The organism is Tessaracoccus sp. ZS01 (assembly GCF_022342445.1).
In the GTDB taxonomy this organism is placed as follows: domain Bacteria; phylum Actinomycetota; class Actinomycetes; order Propionibacteriales; family Propionibacteriaceae; genus Arachnia.
Map to the genome: position 1 here is coordinate 255,560 of NZ_PQFE01000001.1, position 22,396 is coordinate 277,955.

General features: G+C 67.7%; 20 protein-coding genes. 16 read left to right on the forward strand and 4 right to left on the reverse strand.

Annotated elements, in window-relative coordinates; translation table 11 throughout:
* Nucleotides 1-110 precede the first annotated feature (110 nt).
* From C3E87_RS01245 to ilvD, 7 genes are all read left to right on the forward strand, one after another.
* A complete protein-coding gene (locus tag C3E87_RS01245; protein ID WP_076058427.1) occupies nt 111-449 on the forward strand; it encodes a hypothetical protein in 339 nt (112 codons plus the stop codon).
* Between the two features lie 206 nt (nt 450-655).
* On the forward strand, nt 656-1,174 hold the full coding sequence (gene nrdR / locus C3E87_RS01250; protein ID WP_076058428.1) for a transcriptional regulator NrdR: 519 nt from the start codon (nt 656-658) through the stop codon (nt 1,172-1,174).
* Nucleotides 1,175-1,233: 59 nt separating this feature from the next.
* Entirely contained in the window at nt 1,234-4,068 is a 2,835-nt protein-coding gene (locus C3E87_RS01255) for a vitamin B12-dependent ribonucleotide reductase (RefSeq protein WP_076058429.1), read from the forward strand.
* A 199-nt stretch (nt 4,069-4,267) separates the two neighbouring features.
* A complete protein-coding gene (locus C3E87_RS01260) occupies nt 4,268-4,933 on the forward strand; it encodes a response regulator transcription factor (protein ID WP_076058430.1) in 666 nt (221 codons plus the stop codon).
* Nucleotides 4,930-5,727, forward strand: coding sequence for a sulfurtransferase (locus C3E87_RS01265; protein ID WP_076058431.1), 798 nt, complete (start codon nt 4,930-4,932; stop codon nt 5,725-5,727). Before C3E87_RS01260 ends, C3E87_RS01265 begins: the two co-directional genes overlap by 4 nt.
* 115 nt (nt 5,728-5,842) lie before the next feature.
* Complete coding sequence (gene gnpA / locus C3E87_RS01270) at nt 5,843-8,050, forward strand: 1,3-beta-galactosyl-N-acetylhexosamine phosphorylase (RefSeq protein WP_076058432.1); 2,208 nt, start codon at nt 5,843-5,845, stop codon at nt 8,048-8,050.
* Between the two features lie 163 nt (nt 8,051-8,213).
* Nucleotides 8,214-10,067: a dihydroxy-acid dehydratase gene (ilvD, locus tag C3E87_RS01275; RefSeq protein ID WP_076058433.1), complete on the forward strand. Its 1,854-nt coding sequence runs from the start codon at nt 8,214-8,216 to the stop codon at nt 10,065-10,067.
* Here ilvD and C3E87_RS01280 read toward each other — a convergent pair.
* Genes C3E87_RS01280 through C3E87_RS01290 form a run of 3 tightly spaced genes read right to left on the reverse strand, consistent with a single transcriptional unit; the run spans nt 10,062 to nt 12,547 of the window.
* Nucleotides 10,062-11,099 carry a magnesium and cobalt transport protein CorA gene (locus tag C3E87_RS01280; RefSeq protein WP_076058434.1) on the reverse strand — a complete coding sequence of 346 codons (1,038 nt, stop codon included), beginning with the start codon at nt 11,097-11,099 and terminating at the stop codon, nt 10,062-10,064. The genes ilvD and C3E87_RS01280 overlap by 6 nt on opposite strands.
* 5 nt (nt 11,100-11,104) lie before the next feature.
* On the reverse strand, nt 11,105-11,587 hold the full coding sequence (locus tag C3E87_RS01285) for a DedA family protein (protein ID WP_233120658.1): 483 nt from the start codon (nt 11,585-11,587) through the stop codon (nt 11,105-11,107).
* A gap of 48 nt (nt 11,588-11,635) precedes the next feature.
* Nucleotides 11,636-12,547, reverse strand: a complete 912-nt coding sequence (locus C3E87_RS01290; protein WP_076058435.1) for an AEC family transporter — start codon at nt 12,545-12,547, stop codon at nt 11,636-11,638.
* 69 nt (nt 12,548-12,616) lie between these two features.
* On the opposite strand from C3E87_RS01290, the gene C3E87_RS01295 reads away from it, so the two are divergent.
* Nucleotides 12,617-13,654 carry an FKBP-type peptidyl-prolyl cis-trans isomerase gene (locus C3E87_RS01295; RefSeq protein WP_143570837.1) on the forward strand — a complete coding sequence of 346 codons (1,038 nt, stop codon included), beginning with the start codon at nt 12,617-12,619 and terminating at the stop codon, nt 13,652-13,654.
* Here C3E87_RS01295 and gluQRS read toward each other — a convergent pair.
* A complete protein-coding gene (gluQRS, locus tag C3E87_RS01300; RefSeq protein WP_083665372.1) occupies nt 13,651-14,565 on the reverse strand; it encodes a tRNA glutamyl-Q(34) synthetase GluQRS in 915 nt (304 codons plus the stop codon). The genes C3E87_RS01295 and gluQRS overlap by 4 nt on opposite strands.
* A 42-nt stretch (nt 14,566-14,607) precedes the next feature.
* Between gluQRS and C3E87_RS01305 the strand changes: the two genes are divergently transcribed.
* From C3E87_RS01305 to hisF, 8 genes are all read left to right on the forward strand, one after another.
* On the forward strand, nt 14,608-15,540 hold the full coding sequence (locus C3E87_RS01305; protein ID WP_076058438.1) for a YafY family protein: 933 nt from the start codon (nt 14,608-14,610) through the stop codon (nt 15,538-15,540).
* Entirely contained in the window at nt 15,537-16,469 is a 933-nt protein-coding gene (locus C3E87_RS14780) for a YafY family protein (protein ID WP_076058439.1), read from the forward strand. The genes C3E87_RS01305 and C3E87_RS14780 overlap by 4 nt, the downstream gene beginning before the upstream one ends.
* 10 nt (nt 16,470-16,479) lie before the next feature.
* A complete protein-coding gene (locus C3E87_RS01315) occupies nt 16,480-16,665 on the forward strand; it encodes a hypothetical protein (RefSeq protein WP_076058440.1) in 186 nt (61 codons plus the stop codon).
* Between the two features lie 67 nt (nt 16,666-16,732).
* The gene (locus C3E87_RS01320; protein ID WP_255362881.1) at nt 16,733-16,957 is read left to right on the forward strand and encodes a twin-arginine translocase TatA/TatE family subunit; all 225 of its coding nucleotides are present in this window, start codon (nt 16,733-16,735) and stop codon (nt 16,955-16,957) included.
* A 2-nt stretch (nt 16,958-16,959) separates the two neighbouring features.
* Nucleotides 16,960-17,829: a twin-arginine translocase subunit TatC gene (tatC, locus tag C3E87_RS01325; RefSeq protein ID WP_076058442.1), complete on the forward strand. Its 870-nt coding sequence runs from the start codon at nt 16,960-16,962 to the stop codon at nt 17,827-17,829.
* Nucleotides 17,826-18,749, forward strand: a complete 924-nt coding sequence (locus C3E87_RS01330) for a diacylglycerol kinase family protein (protein WP_076058443.1) — start codon at nt 17,826-17,828, stop codon at nt 18,747-18,749. The genes tatC and C3E87_RS01330 overlap by 4 nt, the downstream gene beginning before the upstream one ends.
* A gap of 59 nt (nt 18,750-18,808) precedes the next feature.
* On the forward strand, nt 18,809-21,565 hold the full coding sequence (locus C3E87_RS01335; protein WP_076058444.1) for an RNA helicase: 2,757 nt from the start codon (nt 18,809-18,811) through the stop codon (nt 21,563-21,565).
* 63 nt (nt 21,566-21,628) lie between these two features.
* Nucleotides 21,629-22,390 carry an imidazole glycerol phosphate synthase subunit HisF gene (hisF, locus tag C3E87_RS01340; RefSeq protein ID WP_076058445.1) on the forward strand — a complete coding sequence of 254 codons (762 nt, stop codon included), beginning with the start codon at nt 21,629-21,631 and terminating at the stop codon, nt 22,388-22,390.
* Nucleotides 22,391-22,396: the final 6 nt, after the last annotated feature.

The following is a 22,396-nucleotide window of genomic DNA, read 5'->3' on the forward strand; positions in this document are numbered from 1 at the left end:
TCACGAAATCCCGTGTCACACAACACGCTTCGAACGAATGTTTGAATCTGATCCGCACATGGGGTAGCGTTTCAATCGAACACTTGTTCTAGGAATGAAAGAGGTCAGTCATGACCACGTCGAGCGCAGTTCGCTTCCAGATCGTCGGCACGCCCGGTCGTCGGGTCGTCACCGTGTCCCCGGCCGGCCGCCCTGATCTCCATCTGCCCCGCCTCAGTCCTGCCCGCCCGGTGGGACCCGGCCGCACGGGCGCCGCTGCCTCGTGCCGCGTCGTGAGCCCGGAGCGCCGTTCCCCGTGGCTCGCGGTCAAGGTCGCGGTGGTGTCGCTGTTGGCACTGGCCGGCGGCGCCGTCTCCGCCGCTCAGTTGGTGGACGGCTTCGTGTCGCCGGATCCGGCGGTGGCGTACGTCGCCGGTGACCCCGCATGGGCCCACGTCACGCAGCCCTGAATCCTCTTGTCGGACACGCCGAATTCCCCTCGGCGTGTCTCTTGCCTTCGTGATGGGCCGCGCCTAGTGTGATCCCTACATCTAGTGGTTGCACTGATGTGATTCCCCTACAAGTTGTGATTCGAACGTGATTCGCCACTTGTGAGGAACCGCTCCCGTGTGGCACTGTTGTCCACTCGCTCCATCGCTTGAGGAAGGCCCGCACAGTGCACTGCCCGTTCTGCCGCCACTGCGACACCAAGGTGTCGGATTCGCGCGCGACCGACGACGGCTCCGCCATCCGGCGCCGTCGCATGTGCCCCATGTGCGAGCGCAAGTTCACCACGATCGAACAGATCATCCTGACGGTGGTGAAGCGGTCCGGCGTCGTCGAATCGTTCAGCCGCGAGAAGGTCATGCGCGGCGTATCGAAGGCCTGTAAGGGCCGTCCCGTCACACCGGCGCAGTTGGCCGCTCTCGCCCAGCGTGTGGAGGAGTCCCTCCGGGCCTCCGGCCAGGCGGAGATCCCTTCGGAACAGATCGGCGTGGCCATCCTCGGCCCACTGGAGGAACTCGACTCCGTCGCTTACCTCCGCTTCGCCAGCGTCTACAAGAACTACGAGTCGGTCGACGATTTCCAGCGCGAGATCGACGCCCTGCGCCTCAGCGCAACCACCAGGAAGCCGGCACCCGAGGGCGGAGCTGCCTTCCAGCAGCTCACCGCCCAAGAGCCGCTCCTCGGCTGAGCAACACATCAGCTTCACATCCAATCAAACGCAGCAAGAGAATCAGAGGGGTTTTGACCATGACAGCGACCGCAGCGCGGGCCTCCCGCCGCAAGTCCTCGGACACAGAGGCCAAGGGTCTCGTCATCGACCGCGTCTTCACCAAGCCGGGCGTGCATCCGTACGACGAAGTTGAGTGGGACCGCCGCGACGTGGTGCAGACGAACTGGCGAACCGGTGAGACCGTCTTCGAGCAGCACGGCGTGGAGTTCCCGTCGTCCTGGAGCGTCAACGCCTCCACCATCGTCACCACGAAGTACTTCCGTGGCGCCGTCGGCACCCCCGAGCGGGAAGACTCGCTGCGCACCCTCATCGACCGGGTGGTGACGAGCTACGTCAAGGCCGGCGCCGACTACGGCTACTTTGCCACGGACGCCGACGCGGAGATCTTCGGCCACGAACTCACGTGGATGCTGCTCAACCAGTACTTCTCCTTCAACTCGCCCGTGTGGTTCAACGTCGGCACCCCCTCGCCGCAGCAGGTCAGCGCCTGCTTCATCCTCTCGGTCGACGACTCCATGGAGTCCATCCTCAACTGGTACCGGGAAGAGGGCTTCATCTTCAAGGGCGGCTCCGGCGCCGGTCTCAATCTCTCCCGCATCCGTTCGTCCAAGGAACTCCTGAGCTCCGGCGGCACCGCCTCCGGCCCGGTGTCCTTCATGCGCGGCGCCGACGCGTCGGCCGGCACCATCAAGTCCGGTGGCGCCACCCGTAGGGCCGCCAAGATGGTCGTGCTCGACGTGGACCACCCGGACATCGTGGAGTTCATCGAGACCAAGGCGCGCGAAGAGGACAAGATCCGCGCCCTGCGTGACGCCGGGTTCGACATGGACCTCGGCGGCAAGGACATCACCTCTGTGCAGTACCAGAACGCCAACAACTCCGTCCGCGTGAGCGACGAGTTCATGACCGCCGTCGAGGACGGTGGCACCTTCGGGCTGCGGTCCCGCAGCGACGGGTCCGTGATCGAGGAGGTCGACGCGAACGACCTGTTCCAGAAGATGGCGAAGGCGGCCTGGGAGTGTGCGGATCCCGGCATCCAGTACAACGACACCATCAATGACTGGCACACCAACCCGGTGACCGGCCCCATCACGGCGTCGAACCCCTGCTCCGAGTACATGAGCCTCGACAACTCGTCGTGCAACCTGGCCTCGCTCAACCTGCTGAAGTTCCTCAAGCCCGACGGCACCTTCGACGCGGAGACGTTCGTCAAGGCGGTCGAGCTGATCATCACCGCGATGGACATCTCGATCTGTTTCGCTGATTTCCCCACCGAGTCCATCGGCGAGACCACCCGCAACTTCCGCCAGCTGGGCATCGGCTATGCCAACCTGGGCGCACTGCTGATGGCCATGGGCAAGGGTTATGACACGGATGGTGGGCGCTCCACCGCCGCCGCGATCACGTCGGTCATGACGGGCACCTCGTACCGCCGCTCGGCTGAGTTGGCCGCCATCGTCGGCCCGTACAACGGCTACGCCGTCAACGCGGAGGCCCACCAGCGCGTGATGCGCAAGCACCAGGCTGCCAACGACGACCTGCGCGTGCTGGCAGACGACCGCCAGCTGCATGCCGTCGCCACCCGCGAGTGGGACCACGTGGTCTCGTTGGGCGCCAAGAACGGCTTCCGCAACGCGCAGGCCTCCGTGCTGGCGCCCACCGGCACCATCGGCTTCATGATGGACTGCGACACCACCGGCGTCGAGCCGGACTTCTCGCTCGTGAAGTTCAAGAAGCTCGTCGGCGGCGGCTCGATGCAGATCGTCAACCAGACGGTCCCGCGCGCGCTCAAGCGCCTCGGCTACAAGTCGGAGGACATCGACGCCATCGTCGAGTTCATCGGCACCCACGGTCACGTGATCGGGGCGCCCGGTCTGGCCGCCGAGCACTACGAGGTCTTCGACACCGCCATGGGGACCCGGGCCATCAGGCCCATGGGTCACGTGCGCATGATGGCTGCCGTGCAGCCCTTCCTCTCCGGCGCCATCTCCAAGACGGTCAACCTCCCGGAGGACGCCACTGTTGAGGAGATCGCGGACGTCTACCTGCAGGGCTGGAAGCTCGGTCTCAAGGCGCTCGCGGTCTACCGCGACAACTGCAAGGTCGGCCAGCCCCTCTCCGACGGCAAGAAGAAGACCGTCGACGAGGCGAAGGAAGCCCCGCAGCCCGAGGTGCGCATCGAGTACCGTCCGAAGCGCCGCCGCCTGCCCAAGTCGCGTGCTTCGCGCACCACGAGTTTCTCTGTGAGCGGTGCCGAGGGCTACATGACGTCGGGTGCCTACGACGACGGCCGCCTGGGCGAGGTGTTCCTCAAGCTCGGCAAGCAGGGCTCCACCCTGTCCGGCGTGATGGACGCGTTCTCCATCGCGGTGTCGATCGGCCTGCAGTACGGCGTGCCGCTGGAGAGCTTCGTGCAGAAGTTCACCAACCTGAAGTTCGAGCCCGCCGGCATGACGGACGACCCCGACATCCGCATCGCGCAGTCCTTCATGGACTACATCTTCCGCCGCCTGGCCCTGGACTACCTCACGTTCGACGACCGCGCCGAGCTCGGCATCTACACCGCCGGTGAGCGCGCCCGCTACGTCGAGACCGGCAGCTACCTGTCGGAGGAGGATGAGGCCCGGATGCCCGAGGCCGAGCAGCTCCGCAACGACGAGTTCGACGACTTCAACGTGGACGGCGCCCGTCAGCCTTCGCTGATCGACGCGCACACGACGGCGGAGTTGATGGAGGCTATGGGTGTCGCGGCGATCGACGCGCCGCTGTGCATGACCTGCGGCACCAAGATGCGCCCGTCGGGCAGCTGCTACGTCTGCGAGGGCTGCGGCTCCACCAGCGGTTGCAGCTGACCAACACGATGCTGACCCCAGGGCCGCCCCGGACACGTCCGGGGCGGCCCTGTCCGCGTGTGGGTCGGGCTTAGGCTGGTCCCTGTGAGGGCAGCCGGACCCCCCGCCTCACCCTTTGGGATGAGGCAAAAATGGTAGTCAGGGCGAGTTTCTCCGCCTTCACCGCCTTTTGCACAGTTTGCTGCGTATATTGACCCTCGTGACTGACAAGCGACTGCGTATCGCAATCCTCAACGACTATGAAGTGGTCGTGCATGGCCTCCGTAGCATGCTCGCGCCCTACGAGGATCGGGTCGAGATCGTCGACATGGGTCCCCGTGCACACGTGGAGGAACCGGTGGATGTCACCCTCTACGACACGTTCAGCCAGAACCACGAAGATGACCCCGACATTCAGGCCCTGATCGGCACGCGGGGGACGGGGGCGTTGGTGATCTACACCTGGACCATGCACCCCGACCTCGCGGCGCAGGCCGTCGCCAGAGGGTGCCGGGGGTACCTCGACAAGTCGATGTCCGCCGCCCAGCTGGTGGAGTCGCTCGAGGCCATCGCTCGAGGTGAAGTGGTGATCTCAGAGCCGGCCGCGGACCACGACGGGCACACCCTCACCTCGCCTGAGGACCTTGCCTGGCCGGGGGCCCACTTCGGCCTCACGGCGCGGGAATCGGAGGTCCTGGCGCTCATCACCCGCGGCCTGACCAACCAGGACATCGCGAGCCGCAGCTACCTGAGCATCAACTCGGTGAAGTCCTACATCCGCTCCGCCTATCGCAAGATCGGCGTCGAACGGCGTTCCCAGGCGGTGCGGTGGGGGCTGGAGAACGGAATGTTGCCAGACTTCAGCCACGTTACGCTGGACGGGTGATTCCTCCAGTAGTCGACCTGGCCTGGCTCCAGGCCCATCCCCACGTGGTGCTCGCGGATGTGCGGCACTACCTCGACGGTCGCTCCGGCGCCCGGGCCTATGAGCACGGGCATCTTCCCGGCGCCGTCCATGTCCCGATGGACGAGGTGCTGGCGGATCCCCCCACGGCTGAGTTTGGTCGCCATCCGCTGCCCACCCCGCAGCGCTTCGCCGACGGGCTCGCCGCCGTCGGGATCGGCGACGACTCCACCGTCGTGGCCTATGACGACGCGGGGGGCTCGATGGCCGGACGCCTTGTGTGGCTCCTGCGCATGCTGGGCCGCGACGCAGCCCTGCTCGACGGCGGAATGACCGCCTATGACGGGGAACTCACCACGGTGGTCCCTGACCCGGCTCCTGCCACCTTCACCGTCACGCCGTGGCCGGACGAGGCGCTGGCCACCATCGAGGAGGCCGCGCGCGGGTGCATCGTCATCGATGCCCGTGGCGCTGAGCGTTTCCGTGGCGAGACCGAGCCGATCGACGCGAAGGCCGGACACATTCCCGGTGCGCGTAGCTTTCCGCTCACGGACAACCTCACGGAGGATGGCCACTTCCTGAGCCCGGTGGAGTTGCGCGAACGCTTCCGCGGGATCGACGATGCGGCGAAGACCATCTCCTATTGCGGGTCCGGCATCACCGCCTGTCACAACCTCATTGCGATGGAGTACGCGGGACTCGGACGGGGCCGCCTCTACCCGGGTTCATGGTCGCAGTACAGCGGCACCGAGAGGCCCGTCGCCGTCGGGGAGTGAGCAATCGCGCAGAGTGGACGGCGCGTCTGCACGCAACGTGCGGAACCGCTCACGTGGGTGCCAGACTCGTCTCTGACCTACACCGCTTTACCAACACACCTGCGAAGGACTCTGCATGAACGCAAAGGGCCGAGTGACCCTCCCGATCGAACAGGGCATGGACGACCAGTTGCCCGGCATCCTGGCACGGCTCGGCGCCGACGCCGTGCGCAACTCGGACGGGACCTGGCTGCCTGAAATCACACCCCAGTTGGGGGTGAAGGTCTACGAGACGTATTTCCCGGCGCGCGGTCAGCAGGCGTTTGCCGAAGCCAACCTCGACGCCCGCCCACGCTTCTATCTGATGAGTGAGCGCGTGGCCGCTCCCGCCGAGGGCCCGCTGTCCATCGAGATCATGAAGGGCTACTACGAGCTCCAGGTCGAGCCGGACCAGGGCGACGTGCAGCGCTGGTGGGAGGTCATCGACCGCACCACCGGCGAGGTCGTGCCGGTGGAGGGCTGGACGGTCGAGGGCTCAGGCGCCGACGTGTCCGTCACCGTCGCTGAGCCTGTGCCCTTCCACGTGTACACGGTGAACTTCCTGGCCTGGCAGGTCTGGGACTCCACGCAGATGTACAACTACATCACCAACAACTGGTGGGACGACGAGTCACGCGTGCGGGAGGTCGGCTACGACGCCCGGCACCCCGTCGCGTGGGAGTTCATGAAGTCGTCCCTGCGCAAGTGGTGTGAAGAGCGCACGGAGGTCGACGTGGTGCGTTTCACCACGTTCTTCTATCACTTCACGCTCGTCTTCAACGACCTCGGCAAGGAGAAGTACGTCGACTGGTTCGGCTACTCCACCTCCGTCAACCCGCTCGCCATGGAGGCCTTCGAGGAGGAGTACGGCTACCGGTTGCGCGCCGAGGACTTCGTGGATCAGGGCTACTACAACTCATCCTTCCGGGTGCCGTCGAAGGTGTTCCGCGATTGGATCGAGTTCACCACCCGCTTCGTCTGCTCCCGCGTCAAGGAACTCGTCGACATCGTGCACGAGTACGGCAAGGAAGCCCTCATGTTCCTCGGCGACAACTGGATGGGCACCGAGCCCTACGGTGAACTGTTCGCCGGCACCGGGATCGACGGTGTCGTGGGCTCCGTCGGATCCTCTGTCACGTGCCGCATGATCTCGGACATCCCCGGCGTGAAGTTCACCGAGGGCCGGTTCCTCCCATACTTCTTCCCCGACGTGTTCCGCCCCGGCGGCGACCCCCTCGGCGAGGCGAACGAGAGTTGGCTCCTGGCCCGCCGCGCCATCGCCCGCACGCCGCTCGACCGCATCGGGTACGGCGGCTACCTGTCGCTGGCTGTGCAGTTCCCCGACTTCATGGCGCGGGTCGAACAGATCTGCGACGAGTTCCGCTCCATCCACGACGAGGGCCAGGGCAAGCGTCCTGAGAACGCGCCCATCCGCATCGGCGTGCTCAACGCCTGGGGGAGCCTGCGCACCTGGCAGACGCACATGGTGGCGCACGCGCTCTGGTACAAGCAGATCTACTCCTACCTCGGCGTCATGGAGGCCCTCGCCGGGCTCCCGTTCGACCTGAAGTTCGTCAGCTTCGATGAGGCCCGCGACGGCAAGCTGGCCGACCTCGACGTGGTGCTGAACGTCGGCGCCGCGGAGACGGCGTTCTCGGGCGGCAGCGAATGGCTCGACGAATCGCTGGCCGTGGCGCTGCGCCGGTTCGTCCACCAGGGCGGCGGCCTCATCGGAGTGGGTGAACCGACCGCGGTGCTGGCCAACGGGGCCTTCTTCCAACTGTCCGACGTTTTCGGCGTCGACAAGGAACTGGGGCTCAGCCAGTCGACGGACCGCTACCCGGTGGAGAAGCCCCAGCACTTCATCACGGCCCACCTCGACGACTCCACCAAGGTCGACGTGGGCGAAGGGGCCGGCGACATCTTTGCCCTGAACGACGACACCCGGATCCTGCGCCTCACCGACAAGTCCGTCGACCTGGCGGCCAAGGAGACCGGCAACGGCCGGGCCGTCTACGCCGCTGGGCTGCCCTACAGCCACGACAACGCCCGGTTGCTGCACCGCGCCATCTACTGGGCCGCCGGCCGCGAGAACGACTTCGACGCCCACTGGATCCCGTCGAACCCCGGGGTCGAGATTGCGGTGTTCCCCGACGCCGGCAGGGCCTTCGTCATGAACAACCTCACCGTCGCGACGTCGACAGCGGTGTCCGGCCGCGTGGGTGGCCTTGTCTCCGACGGCGACATCACTGCGCTGCAGTTGGACCTCGAGCCGATGGAGTCGCGCTGGATCGACCTCGCCTGAGTGGATCATGAGCAAGTGGATGGGGTCACGTGGTTCCGAGCCGTTTTCTCGGCGTGTCGCCCGACGACCCCATCCAAGTGCTCACGGTACGTACCGCAAGCTGAGCCAGCGGAGCGGGCCGCTATTGTGTTGTGAGCACAAATCCCTTGGAGGTATCCACACCATGCCGGCGCTCCGCTCCCGCACCACCACCCACGGCCGCAACATGGCAGGCGCCCGCGCGCTCTGGCGTGCCACCGGCGTCACGGACAACGACTGGGGCAAGCCGATCATCGCGGTGGTCAACTCGTTCACCCAGTTCGTGCCGGGCCACGTGCACCTGCGGGACATGGGCAAGCTCGTCTCCGAGTCCATCGCGGAAGCGGGCGGCGTGGGCCGCGAGTTCAACACCATCGCCGTCGACGACGGCATCGCCATGGGCCACGACGGCATGCTCTACTCGCTGCCGAGCCGCGAGCTGATCGCCGACTCCGTCGAGTACATGGTCAATGCGCACTGCGCCGACGCCATGGTGTGCATCTCCAACTGCGACAAGATCACGCCCGGCATGTTCCTGGCCGCCCTGCGGTTGAACATCCCCACAGTGTTCGTCTCCGGTGGCCCCATGGAAGCCGGCAAGGCCGTCATCAAGGACGGCGGTACCGTCGAGAGCTCGCTGGACCTGGTCAACGCCATGGTCGCTGCGGTGGACCCCAACGTCAGCGACGCCGAACTGGGCCGGATCGAAGAGAACGCCTGCCCCACATGTGGCTCCTGCTCCGGCATGTTCACGGCCAACTCGATGAACTGCCTGCTCGAGGCCATCGGCCTGGCGCTGCCGGGCAACGGCTCCACGCTGGCCACCGCGGCGGCGCGCAAGGGCCTGTTCCAGGAGGCCGGGCGCCTCATCGTCGACCTGTGCCAGCGGTACTACGGGGACGACGACGACTCGGTGCTGCCCAGGTCCATCGCCCAGAAGCCCGCGTTCGAGAACGCCATCAAGCTCGACGTCGCCATGGGCGGCTCCACCAACACCGTGCTGCACCTGCTCGCCGCGGCCCAGGAGGGCGACGTCGACTTCACCATGGCCGACATCGACGCGATCTCGCGGGTCACCCCGTGCCTGGCCAAGGTGGCGCCCAACTCCGAGCGCTACTACATGGAGGACGTGCACCGCGCCGGCGGCGTGCCGGCGATCCTGGGCGAACTGCACCGCGGCGGCAAGCTCAACGAAGCGGTCACCTCCGTGCACAGCCCGACGCTCCAGCAGTGGCTCGACGACTGGGACATCCGCAGCGGCAAGACGAAGCCGGAGGCCATCGAGCTGTTCCACGCGGCTCCCGGCGGGGTCCGCACCACCGAGGCGTTCTCCAGCACCAACCGGTGGGAGAGCCTGGACACCGATTCCGACAACGGGTGCATCCGCTCCACCGCCAACCCCTACACGGTCGACGGCGGACTGGCGGTGCTCACCGGCAACCTCGCGCCCGACGGTGCCATCGTCAAGACCGCCGGCGTGCCGGAATCGCAGTGGCACTTCACCGGCACCGCGGTGGTCACGGAGTCGCAGGACGCGGCTGTGGAGGCCATCCTCGGCAAGGTGGTCAAGCCCGGCGACATCGTCATCGTCCGCTACGAAGGACCCAAGGGCGGTCCCGGCATGCAGGAGATGCTGTACCCCACGTCCTACCTCAAGGCGCTCGGCCTCGGCCAGGAGTGTGCGCTGATCACCGACGGCCGCTTCTCCGGCGGATCCTCGGGCCTCTCCATCGGGCACGTGTCGCCGGAGGCCGCCAGCGGCGGCGCCATCGGGCTGATCGAGGACGGCGACAAGATCACCATCTCCATCCCGGACCGCTCGCTGCACCTCGAGGTCGACGACGAGACCCTCGCCGCCCGGCGCGCCGCGCGTGACGCGAAGGGGTGGCAGCCGGCGGAACAGCGCCGGCGTGCGGTGTCGACGGCCTTGAAGATCTACGGGATGCTCGCGCAGTCGGCCGACAAGGGCGCAGCGCGCAAGCTCAACCAGGCCTTATAGCCACTTCTTGGACTTGAAGACCAGGTACATCGCGACGCCCGTGCCCACCATGAGGAGCAGGGCGAACGGGTAGCCGAACGGCCAGTCCAGTTCGGGCATGGTGTGGAAGTTCATCCCGTAGGTGCCCGTCACCAGGCTGGGCACGAACAGCACACCGGCCCATGCCGCGATGCGTCGTGAGTCCTCTGTCTGCTTCAGGCTGGCCGAGGTCATGTTCCTGGCCTCCTCGTTCTGCCGCTGCGTCTGCAGCGATATGTTGAGGTCCAGGGTGCCCTTCAGCGTCTCGCGGAGCACCTCGACGTGCTCGGTGATATGGATGGCGTGATCCTCGATGTCGCGCAGTTCCTGCCGGCGGTGCTCGCCGGCCATCAGGAACACCCTGTCGCGGCGCACGGAGTCGAGGATGGGTTTCAGGGGGCGTACCGCGCGCTGGAGGTCCATCACCTCGCGTGACAACTGGTAGATGCGCCGCGACACCCGGGCCGACCCGCTGAACACCTGGGTTTCGATCTCATCGATGTCGTTCTCGATGCCGAGCACCACCGGACCGTAATCGTCGACGATGTTGTCGAGGAGCTGCTCCAGCACCACGCTGGGCCCGATCCCCAGGGTCTCCGGCGCCGATTCGAGGTCGCGCCGGACAACTGTGAGGTCAGGTGTCTCCGAGTGGCGCACCGTGATGACGAAGCGGTCGCCGGCGATGGCGTGCACCTCGCCGAAGTCCACCGTCTCGGTGCGGTCCACGTACCTCGCGGCGTGGAGCACGAGGAACAGTGTGTCGCCGTATCGCTCGAACTTGGGCCGCTGATGTGCGGTGATGGTGTCTTCGACCAGCAGGGGGCTCAGCTTGAACTCCTCGGCCAACAGCGCCATCTCAGCGTGGGTGGGCCGGTACAGGCCGATCCACACGAAACCGTGGGCGTGCTCGTCGAGCAGGTTGAAGCTCTGGTCGAACGTGGTGGGCGACGCGATCCGCCGCCCGTCGACGTAGAAGCCGGCATCGACGATCGAGGTGGGGCGCGGCTGGGTCATGGCCCCTAGTGTGTCGCAGCGTCGGGGGCCACGTCGCGTCGACGCACGATCCAGGTGACCAGCGCGGCGGCCACGAGAGCCACGGCCAGCACGAGCCAGGGGGAACGGGTCCAGAGGATCCCGATCGCCTTGAAGCCGATCATGCCGATGGTGCCGTACAGGAAGGCCCACATGATGCAGCCGAGGGTGACGGCGGGCAGGTAGCGACGCAACGGCATCCGCGTGACACCCGCGGCCAGGTTGACCATGGTCTGGATCCCGATGGTGAGGAACGAGATGGACACCGCGGGAGCGCCCCACCGGTTCAGCCAGCGGGCCCCCGTGGCGTAGTGCCGCGACTCCATCAGCTTGACGAGCCGCGTCCGCCGGGCCCCTGCGGCGATGCCGCGCCCCAACCAGTAGGTGGCGTTGGCCCGCAGCATCACGATCCCGAAGAGCGCCACCACCACGACCGCGAACGGGGCGTCCCAGGTGGTGGGATCAAACACGGCTCTCCTGGTGCTGCGAGGGGGATGGGGCTCCGCCAGTGTATCTGTTCAGGTGAGGAAGGCACCGGCGGCCACGATCACCGGCACGCTCAGCAGAGTGGTCCACAGGGTCGTCGCCTGCACCAGCGGGAGGGCGGTGCGGTACCGCATGGCGTGCACGAAGACGACCTGGGCCGTGGGTAGCGCTGCCAGGACGACGGCGGCGCGTAGCGGCGTGCCGGTGAGGCCGAACAGCAGGGACAGGCCGAGTGCCACTCCCGGCACCACGAAAGACTTCGTCGCGATGGCGGCCACGGTCAGCCGGGGCAGCCTGTTCAGGGCGGGCAGGGGAGTGGAGTGGAACGACATGCCGAAGGCCAGCAGCATGGCGGGAATACCCAGCTCAGCCATCAGCACCAGGGGATCCCAGAGGACGATGGGTGGTTGCCACGCACTGAGGTTCAGCGCCAGGCCGATGACTCCCCCCAGTACGAGGGGATGGGTGAGGAAGCTGCGGACCACCGAACGGCCACGGCCCGCCGGCGTCGACTCGAGCACCGCCACCGCAGTGGGTTGCAGGATCAGCACCTGGAGCAGCATCGCGGGTGCGGCCCACGCTGCGTCGCCCAGCACGTAGGCGGCGATGGAGATGCCCAGGTTGCCGGCGTTGACGTAGCTCGTGGCCAGATATGCGACGGCACCCTCCGCACGGGTGGCGCCCCACCGTCGCACCATCGTGATGGAGAAGGCCAGGCCGGTGAGGACACAGGCCAGCCCGAAGGCCAGCACGTGGGGGCCGATCAGCAGGTCGAGATCCGCCCCCGCCACGGCCACCAACACCAGGGCGGGCTGGCCCACGTAGAACGCCACGTCACCCAGCGCCTTCTGCGCCGAGCGGCCGGTGACCCGGGTGCGGGCCAGCAGATATCCGACGGCGACGACGATGCCGATCGTCGTGAATCCCTGCAGCGCCGCCCACATGCGCAGAAGACTACGCCCAGGCTTCACCGTGGTTGCAGCGGTCTTGTCGGGGTCGGCTACGATTCCCCCGTGACTTTCTCCGCCAAAACGCTGCGTCGCATGCTGGCCGCCGTCGGTATCGCCTCGCTGATCACCCTGTCCGCCTGTGGCTCCGACGACCCCACCACCGAGCCGGAGGTGTCGCCCTCGGCGTCGGTCTCCGCTGAGCCGAGTGCGGAGGCGTCGCCGAGCGTCGAGGCCTCACCGAGCGCCGAAGAGAGTCCCCAGCCCACCATCACCCCCTCCGCGGACCTGAGCGCCGTCGAGGTCGTCGACGGCGATGTGCCGGAGGTCAAGATCCCCGCCCCGTGGGGCATCGAGAAGACCCAGGCGGACGTGCTGAAGGAGGGTGAGAGCGCGCAGACGCTCACCGACACCTCAGTGGTCACCATCAACTACATGGGCGTCAACGGCACCACCGGTGAGGTGTTCGACAGCTCCTATGAGCGCGGCGAGCCCGCCACCTTCTCGCTCGAGCAGGTCGTGCCCGGGTTCCAGAAGGGGCTCTCCGGCCAGAAGGTCGGCTCCCGCGTGCTGATCGGCATGGTTCCCGAGGACGGCTACGGCGAGGGCAACCCCGGCGCCGGCATCGAAGCAGGCACGTCGTTGGTCTTCCTCGTCGACATCATCTCGTCGAACTTCTCCGAGGCCGTGGGCGAAGAGGTTCCCCCGGCCGAGGGCATGCCCACCGTCACGATGAAGGACGGCAAGCCCGAGATCGTCGTCCCGGCCGGAGTTGCGGCTCCCACAGAGCTGCGCGCCCAGCCGCTGATCACGGGCCCGGGTGCCGCCATCACCGCAGAGTCGACCGTCCAGGTCCAGTACCGCGCGTTCAACTACGCCGACGGCACCATCTGGCAGGACGCCTGGGCGCCGCAGTCGGGCAAGCTCTCCAGCCTCATCGAGGGCTGGAAGCAGGGCCTGGTCGGCAAGACGGCCGGCTCCCGCGTGCTGCTCGTCGTGCCGCCCGCGCTGGCGTTCCCCGACGGTCTGCCGGAGGCCACCCCGCCGCTCGAGGCCGGCCAGACGCTGGTCTACGTGATCGACATCCTGGACGTGCAGAACTAGTCCGCAAGGACCTCTCCGGGCACCAACGCCCGGTCGGAGGACCGCCACACGGCACCCGAGAAGAAGCGCTGATCGCCCGGCATGGCGGCCAGCGCTTCTTCTGTTGTCCGGCACGGGCCCAGTCCGAGCGAACTGCTGAGCTGCGCCAGGACGTCGGCAGGTGGGAGCGGGGCGAGGTCGGCGAGGGTGACCGCACCGTCGCGTTTGGCGAGCCGTTGCCCCTCCTCGTTGACCACCAACCCGATGTGCGCGTACGTGGCAGGGGTGCCGCCGAGTTGCCGGGTGAGCCACGCCTGTCGCGGCGCCGAGCTGAGGAGGTCGTCGCCCCTGGTGATGTGGGTGACGCCCATCCCGATGTCGTCGACCACCACCGCCAGGTTGTAGGCGAAGGCGCCGTCACCGCGCACCAGCACGAAGTCGTCGACGACGCCCTCCACCCGCCCTGCGTGCACATCCTCGACGGCGAACGTGGCGCCCCCGGAATCCACCCGCAGGGCGGGCCTCCGGGTGGCGCGGCGCTCGGCTCGTTCCGAGGCCGTCAACCGCCGGCAGGTGCCGGGGTAGGCCCGGTACCCGTCGTGTGGTGCGGAGGCGGCCTCCGCGATCTCCAGGCGGCTGCAGAAACACTCGTAGGTGGGGAGGCTGCGCACGGCGTCGCGGTACAGGCCCAGCCGCTCAGACTGGCGCACCACCTCGCCGTCCCACTCCAACCCCAGGGCCAGCAGGTCTGCCAGGTTCCGCGCCTCCGCGGCGTCGGCGGCCCGCACCCGCTCGGCATCCAGGTCCTCGACGCGCATCAGCCACCGGCCGCCCGCAGAACGGGCGAGAAGCCACCCGGCCAGGGCGGTGCGCAGGTTCCCCAGGTGGAGGTCCGAGGTGGGGCTCGGCGCGTATCGGTCGATATGTGGCATGGGGTCCATGATGCCGCCTCCGCACCCGGTACCCTGAGCCGCATGTCAGCGAGGAAATCGGAGCGGCTTGTCAACCTGCTCATAGCGCTGCTCAGCACCCGTCGGTTCCTGACGAAACAGGAACTACGTGAGACGGTCGAGGGCTATCGGCTCTCCGCGAGCGACAGCGCCTTCGAACGCCAGTTCGAGCGTGACAAGGAAGAACTGCGCAACATCGGGGTGCTGATCGAAACCGGCTCCAACGATCCGTTCTTCGACGACGAGGAGGGGTACCGGATCAACCGGTCAGAGTTCGAACTCCCGCCGCTGGATTTCACGCCCGAGGAACTCTCCGCGCTCGGCCTCGCCGGTCAGGTCTGGCAGGACACGGTGGCGGCGGACCACACGGCCCAGGCCTTCGAGGCGCTGCGTGCCGGCGGCGCGGCACCGGACCCCACCCTGGTGCCCCGGATGCGCCCGCTCCTGGCCGTGGCAGAGCCGAGCTTCGACGTGCTCTACGACGCCATCCTGCGTCGCGTCGAGGTGACGTTCGGCTATGCCGGGGAGGAGCGTCGGCTGCAGCCCTGGAAGATGCTGCAGCGCCGCGGCCACTGGTACGTGTTCGGGTTCGATCCGGACCGTCAGGCGGACCGCTTCTTCAAATTGTCGCGCTTCACCGGCGAGGCCGTGGCCCACGGCAAGGCGGGTGCCTACACCGTCCCTGATGACGTGGGGGAGCGCGCCCAACGGCTCGCGCCGCCCGGCGCCAGCACCGCCGTCGTCGCAGTGCGCGAAGGCGCCCCGCACGACTTCCCCCACCCGGAGGCCGTGGCCCACGCGGGAGTCCCCGAGGGCTACACCGCCTACCGGGTCAGCCTCTCCACCGATGACGCGATCGTCGGCGAGGTGGCCGCGGCGGGCCCAGACATGATCCTCCTCGACCCTCCGGAGCTCCGCGCCGCTGTGATCGAGCGACTGCGGGCGGTGGCATCGTGAGGTCCGAGGAACAGCTTGCGCGGCTCCTGCGGTTGGTGCCGTACCTGTCCTCCCACCCCGGTATCGAGGTGGCGAAGGTGGCTGAGGAATTCGGCGTGACGCCACGCCAGGTGATCAGGGACCTCGAGGTGCTGCAGTTCTGCGGCCTCCCGGGCGGGTACTTCGACGACCTCTTCGACGTCGACATCGACGTGGTGCGCGAGGAGGGACACATCGACTTCCGCAACGCCGACGTCCTGGCCCGGCCGCTGCGGTTGCGCCCGGCGGAGGCCGCGGGCCTGCTGGCCGCACTGCGGCTCGTCGTCGACGTCGCGGGCAGGTCCGACGCGGCAGCGAGCGCGCTGAAGAAGCTGGAAGCGGCCGTGGGGGAGGCCGACGCCTACGTCAGCGTGGCGGTGGAGTCGACCGATCCGCAGCGGCGCGCGGCGCTGAGCCGGGCCGTCGAACAGCGACGCGCAGTGCAACTGGAGTACCGCACCACCGGCAGGCAGGGGACCACCACCGCCGTGGTCGAGCCCGCCAGGCTGAACCTGGTGGACGGCTACACCTATCTCGACGCGTGGAGCAGGTCACGCGAGGCCTGGCGCAGCTACCGGCTGGACCGGGTCGTCGCCGTCGAGGTGCTCGACGAGGTGGCCGGCGACCACGGGGCACCCCCGGACGGCTGGTTCGACGACGTGCCGGACCGGCTCACGCTGACGGTGCAGCCCTCGGCGCGCTGGATCGCGGAGTACTTCCCGACCGTGGGCGTCGAGGACCTGGGCGACAGGGTGGCCGTCACGTTCCCCGTCGCCTCGCACGACTGGGCCGTTTCGCTCATCCTGCGCCTCGGCGGCGCGGTGCTGGACGTGTCCGACGACAGGGTCGCCCAGGCGGCCAAGGTGAAGGCAGGCAGGGCCCTTGCTGGATATCCCGAGGTCGTCCGGTAGCATTTCGCCCGTGATCTGGGTTGTTGTTGTCGGCGCGCTCGCCCTTGCAGGTGTGGTGGCGCTGGTCATCCACGCCGTGTCGCTGGGCCACAAGGCCGCAGACGTCAAGGCCGAGATCACCGTGTTGAACGAGCGGCGCGCCGAACTGCGCACGCTGCTCGGTCAGCTTGAGAGAACCCCTGCACAGCGCGACTAGACTGTGAGGGCAGAACAGGCGACGCTCCCGTCGCCTAAGAAAGGGACCAATGCCTACTTTGTTGTTCATGGGCGGCTGGGAATGGGTGATCATTCTCGTTGTCGCGCTGCTGCTTTTCGGCGGCTCGCGTCTTGCCGGTGTCGGTAAGGGCATGGGACGCTCCATCCGCGAATTCAAGGAAGAGGTCAAGGGTGTCGAGGGCGAGGGTGGTGCAACGCGTCACGACGAGGTCGTCGACGCCGAGATCGTCCAGCCTGAGATCGATCACGACCGGAAGCCGCGCGAAAGCTGATCATGTCGGCCGCAACTGCTGAGCCAGCCACCGAGGGCCGGTTCGCCTGGCTGCGGCCACCGAAGGGTGGCCCCGGCGGGACGATGTCGATCTGGGACCACCTGCGGGAACTCCGCTACCGGGTCACCATTGCCGCCATCGCGATCGTCCTCGCCGGTTCCTTCTCGATCATCTTCTACAAGCAGCTGGTACTGCTGATCATGGCGCCCTGGAACCGGGCCCGCACCGCCCTCGAAGAGGCCCGGCCCGGAGCCAGCCTCATGGTGGTCAACAACGGCGTGACCAGTTCCTTCACCTTCGCCGTGGTGCTGTGCGTGGTGGCCGGCATCATCCTGTCCACCCCCATCTGGGTCTACCAGCTGTGGGCCTTCGTAGCCCCCGGCCTGGTGGCCAAGGAGAAGAAGTACGCGATCGGGTTCATCGCCGCTGCCACTCCGCTGTTCCTCGGCGGGTGCGCACTCGGTTACTACATCTGGCCCAAGGGCATTGAGGTGCTGTTGAGCTTCACGCCACAGGACATGGGCATCACCAACATGCAGGACATGGCGGAGTTCCTCAAGATGGAGATCCAGATCATTCTGGTCTTCGGCCTGAGCTTCCTGCTGCCCGTGGTCGTCGTGGCGCTGAACATGGCCAACGTCGTGCGGGGCTACCAGCTCAAGAGAGCCCGCAAGTTCGTGATGTTCGGCAGCGTCGTGCTCGCGGCCGTGGCCACGCCCACCACAGATCCCTTCTCGATGCTGTCGCTGGCGCTGCCGGTGTCCGGCATGTTCCTGATCGCGGAGCTGATCTGCCGGATTTCAGACAAGCGCAAGGGCATCACCGAGGAAACGGTCGCCGAATACGCGATCGACCTGGAAGACGGCAAGTGACCGGTGAGGTTGCCAAACGCCGCCTCGTCAGCGTCGTGTGCAACGAAGCCTCCGGCGGCGGTCGTGCCGGCCGTGCCCTTCCCGGCGTCGCCCGCCAGTTGCGCGACGGCCTCACCGGCGCAGACCTGCACATCGTCACCTCCACGTCCTACGAGCAGGCCCGGGACCTGACGCGTTCGCTCGCCCTGCAGGCCCGTCCCGGCGACGTGGTGGCGGTCATGGGTGGCGACGGCATGGCCCATCTGGGTCTCAACGCCTGCGCCGAAACCGATGCGACGCTCGCGGTCATCCCCGCCGGCACCGGCAACGATTTCGCCCGCGGCGCGGGCATTCCCAAATCCATCCGGCAGTCCGTGGAGGCCGTGGTAGCCGGCGTCGTCCGCGTGATGGACCTCAGCAAGCTCACCAACGACTCCGGCGCGCGTTTCGTCGGCGCGGTCGTCTCCAGCGGCTACGACGCGCGGGTCAACCGTGCCACCAACGACATCCGGCTGCGCTTCGGGGCGCTGAGCTACGGCTGGATCGCGCTGCGGGAGCTGGCCTCCTTCGCGCCCCTGGAGTACCGCCTGGTCATCGACGGCCAGCCCCGCGAACTGCGGGCCATGATGGTGGCGGTCGCGAACACCGCGGTGTTCGGCGGTGGCATGCAGATCGCGCCGGACGCGGACGTCGCCGACGGCCTGCTCGATGTCACGATCATCCATGAGGCCTCACGCGGCAAGCTGTTGCGCCTCCTGCCCTCGGTCTACACGGGTGGTTTCGTCACGGACCCGGTGGTGGAGCGCCTCCGTGCGCAGACCGTCGAGGTGGACGGTGACGGTCTGTTCCTGATGGGCGACGGCGAGGAGATGGGTGACGTGCCCGCCACCGTCACCTGCGTCCCTGGCTGCCTGAAGGTCATCGTCGGGGACGCGGGCTGAGGCTCCGCGCCCCCGAGGTCCCCACCCTGGCCAAACGCGTGCGGTAACGTGATCCGCAAATGACGGACAACGTTCTCGACCAACTCTCCGAGTTCAGTGCGCTCTACCCGTACCAGCTCGACGACTACCAACTCGACGGATGCCGCGAGCTGGCGGAGGGCCGCGGGGTGCTCGTGGCCGCCCCCACCGGCGCCGGCAAGACCGTCGTGGGCGAGTTCGCGGTCTTCCTCGCGGTGGAGACCTCCCGCAAGTGCTTCTACACCACGCCCATCAAGGCGCTCTCGAACCAGAAGTACCACGACCTGGTGGAGCGCTACGGGTCAGACCGGGTGGGTCTCCTGACGGGCGACACCTCCATCAACTCCGAGGCGCAGATCGTGGTGATGACCACCGAGGTGCTGCGCAACATGATCTACGCGGGCTCCCCAACCTTGGCCAACCTCGGCTTCGTCGTGATGGACGAGGTGCACTACCTGGCGGACCGGTTCCGCGGCGCGGTGTGGGAAGAGGTCATCCTCGGCCTGTCGGATTCGGTGCAGATCGTGGCGCTGTCGGCCACGGTGAGCAACGTGGAGGACTTCGGCGAGTGGCTACGCACCGTGCGCGGCGAGTTCTCCATCGTCGTGTCCGAACGGCGGCCGGTCCCGCTGTTCCAGCACGTGTTGGTGGGCCGCAAGCTGATGGACCTGTTCGAAGGGGTGGCTCCCACGGCACAGGAACTGCCGGAGGCGCGCGCGTCGAAGGTCAACCGTGAGCTGCTGAGGGTCTCGAAGGGTGAGGCCACCAAGGTGCGCGACGACGCCCGCAGGCCGCGCGGCAGGTCCGGGCGCGGCAAGCGTGAGGTGACGCAGGGTTCCGGCAGGTACGGTGGCGCCGCACACGAGCGCTTCCGCGAGAACCGCACGAGCCGCGGCGAGGTCGCCGTCGTGCTGGACAGGGCGCAGCTGCTGCCCGCCATCTACTTCATCTTCTCCAGGGTCGGCTGCGACGCGGCGGTCGGCCAGGTGTACGACGCCGGCATCACGCTCACGAACCGGTCCGAGGCGGCGCTGCTCGGCGACATCGCCGACAAGCACGTCAAGGGGCTGTCGTGGGCGGATCTCGACGCGCTGGGCTACGACCGGTTCCGGGAGGCGCTGATGGCGGGGGTGGCCGCGCACCATGCCGGCCAGTTGCCCGCCTACAAGGCGATCGTCGAAGAGGGTTTCGCCACGGGTGCACTCAAGCTGGTCTTCGCCACGGAGACGCTCGCGCTGGGCATCAACATGCCGGCGCGCACCGTCATCATTGAGAAGTTGGTCAAGTACAACGGCGAGTCGCACGTCGACATCACGCCGGGGGAGTACACCCAGCTGACCGGGCGTGCCGGCCGACGCGGCATCGACGTCGAGGGGCACGCCGTCGTGCTGTGGCAGTCAGGTATGGATCCCCGTGCGGTCGCCGGCCTCGCCTCGAGGCGCACGTATCCACTGGTGTCCAGCTTCGCCCCCACCTACAACATGGCCGTCAACCTGATGGCCACGCTGGGCCGCGAGCGGGCCAGCGAACTGCTCAACCAGTCGTTCGCGCAGTTCCAGACTGACAAGTCGGTGGTGAAGGCCACCCGCACCTCCCGCTCGACGCGCGCTGATCTCGCCGTCGCACGCGAGGCGGTGGAGTGCCACTTGGGCGACTTCATGAGCTATGCGCGGCTGCGCGACGAGATCTCCAGGTTGGAGGCGGTGTCCTCTAAGGCCCGCAAGGCTGAGCAGTCGGAGCTCGTCGGGCACTCCCTGACCACGCTGATGCCCGGGGATATCGTGCACGTACCGCGCCAGGGGTGGGCCGTGGTACTGCGTGTGGGCCAGCAGGGGCGGCAGGCCGAGCCCTGGGCGCAGATCATCTCCGGCGACCACACTGTGCTCAAGCTGCAGGCGCACGACCTCCGGGGGCCCATCGAACCGGTCGGCCGGGTGCGGGTGCCTCGTAATTTCTCGGTGCGGGACCGGGCGGACAGGCGTTCGTTGCTGTCGGCCATGAGCAGCAAGATCGCTTCCGCAGACCCCCAGATCCCGGACACCGCGCCGCCGTCCGACGACCAGGTGCAGCGCGAGATCCGGCAGTTGCGCGGCGAACTCAAGGCCCACCCCTGCCACGAGTGCCCTGACCGGGAGATCCACGCGGTCGAGGCCGCGCGCGTCATCCGGCTGGAGCGTGAGGCGGAGCGGGTCGAGTCTCAGATCACCGGCAGAGCCAATTCTCTGGCCGTGCAGTTCGAGCGCGTGCTGGCGGTGCTTGACGAACTGGGTTACCTCGACGACGACACGCTGACGGATGCCGGACGGATGCTGCGCCGCATCTACAACGAACTCGATCTCGTCGCGGCGGAATGCATCCACCGCGACGTCTTCGCCGGGCTCACCCCTCCCCAGTTGGCAGCGGTGCTGTCAACGCTGGTCTACGAGTCGCGCCCCACGCGCGACGCCGTGCTGCCTCGCATGCCGGACGCAGAGTCGGAGCGGGCGCAGTCCGCGCTGCGTGACGTGTGGCGTGAGGTTGGCAGGTTGGAGCGCCAGCACAAGCGTGACCGTGGCAGGGAGCCCGACATCGGGTTCGCCGAGGCCGCGTGGCGTTGGTCGTCCGGCCAGGACCTGTCGAAGGTGCTCGCCACCACCAGCCTCTCGGCCGGCGACTTCGTGCGCTGGGTGCGGCAGGTGGTGGATCTTGCGGGCCAGTTGGCCACCGCCGTCGGTCCCGGTGACCTGCGTCGCACCTGCCACGCCGTTGCGGATTCGATGCGCCGCGGCGTCGTGGCCACGGACCTGACAGAGGACTGATTGCGTCCCCGGCGTCGGTACGGAGTGAGCGTGCGTCCATCGAGAGACCAGTAGGATTCCCCCGTGTCAGTAGCCCTGCGTGTCATTCCCTGCCTCGACGTTCACGACGGACGCGTGGTCAAGGGGGTCAACTTCCAGAACCTCCGCGACGCGGGCGACCCCGTCGAACTGGCTGCGAAGTATTCCGCGCAGGGGGCGGACGAACTCACCTTCCTGGACATCTCCGCCTCTGTCGAGGGCCGGGCGACCACCCGTGAGATGGTCGCCCGCTGCGCCGAGACGGTGTTCATCCCGCTGACGGTGGGCGGGGGAGTGCGCTCGGTCGCCGACGTCGACGCGTTGTTGCGCTCAGGTGCCGACAAGGTGGGCATCAACACCGGTGCGCTGGCCCGCCCCGGGGTGATCGACGAGATCGCCAGAACCTTCGGCAACCAGGTGCTCGTGCTCTCAGTGGACGCCCGCCGCGAAGAGGGGATGCCGTCGGGCTACGGGGTCACCACCCACGGGGGGAAGAAGTCGGCGGGGGTCGACGCGCTGGCGTGGGCCAGGGAGGCCTGCAACCGCGGCGTGGGAGAGATCCTGCTCAACTCGATGGACGCCGACGGCACCACGGACGGTTTCGACCTCGAGATGTTGCGCGCCGTGCGAGAGACCGTCGACGTGCCCCTCATCGCCTCCGGAGGGGCGGGCACGGTGCAGCATTTCGTCGACGCAGCCCGTGCCGGCGCCGACGCGGTGCTCGCGGCGAGCGTGTTCCACTACGGTGCCCTCACCGTCGACCAAGTGAAGGCCGGCCTCCGCGAGGCCGGGCTCGAAGTCCGCTGACAACCG

Excerpts from the sequence above, each read along its gene's own strand:
- ilvD (WP_076058433.1), top strand. The coding sequence starts at position 8,214 with ATGCCGGCGCTCCGCTCCCGCACCACCACCCACGGCCGCAACATGGCA.
- C3E87_RS01245 (WP_076058427.1), top strand. The coding sequence starts at position 111 with ATGACCACGTCGAGCGCAGTTCGCTTCCAGATCGTCGGCACGCCCGGT.
- C3E87_RS01320 (WP_255362881.1), top strand. The coding sequence starts at position 16,733 with ATGGGCGGCTGGGAATGGGTGATCATTCTCGTTGTCGCGCTGCTGCTT.
- C3E87_RS01255 (WP_076058429.1), top strand. The coding sequence starts at position 1,234 with ATGACAGCGACCGCAGCGCGGGCCTCCCGCCGCAAGTCCTCGGACACA.
- C3E87_RS01290 (WP_076058435.1), bottom strand. The coding sequence starts at position 12,547 with ATGTGGGCGGCGCTGCAGGGATTCACGACGATCGGCATCGTCGTCGCC.
- C3E87_RS01335 (WP_076058444.1), top strand. The coding sequence starts at position 18,809 with ATGACGGACAACGTTCTCGACCAACTCTCCGAGTTCAGTGCGCTCTAC.
- gluQRS (WP_083665372.1), bottom strand. The coding sequence starts at position 14,565 with ATGCCACATATCGACCGATACGCGCCGAGCCCCACCTCGGACCTCCAC.
- C3E87_RS01305 (WP_076058438.1), top strand. The coding sequence starts at position 14,608 with ATGTCAGCGAGGAAATCGGAGCGGCTTGTCAACCTGCTCATAGCGCTG.
- gnpA (WP_076058432.1), top strand. The coding sequence starts at position 5,843 with ATGAACGCAAAGGGCCGAGTGACCCTCCCGATCGAACAGGGCATGGAC.
- C3E87_RS01280 (WP_076058434.1), bottom strand. The coding sequence starts at position 11,099 with ATGACCCAGCCGCGCCCCACCTCGATCGTCGATGCCGGCTTCTACGTC.
- tatC (WP_076058442.1), top strand. The coding sequence starts at position 16,960 with ATGTCGGCCGCAACTGCTGAGCCAGCCACCGAGGGCCGGTTCGCCTGG.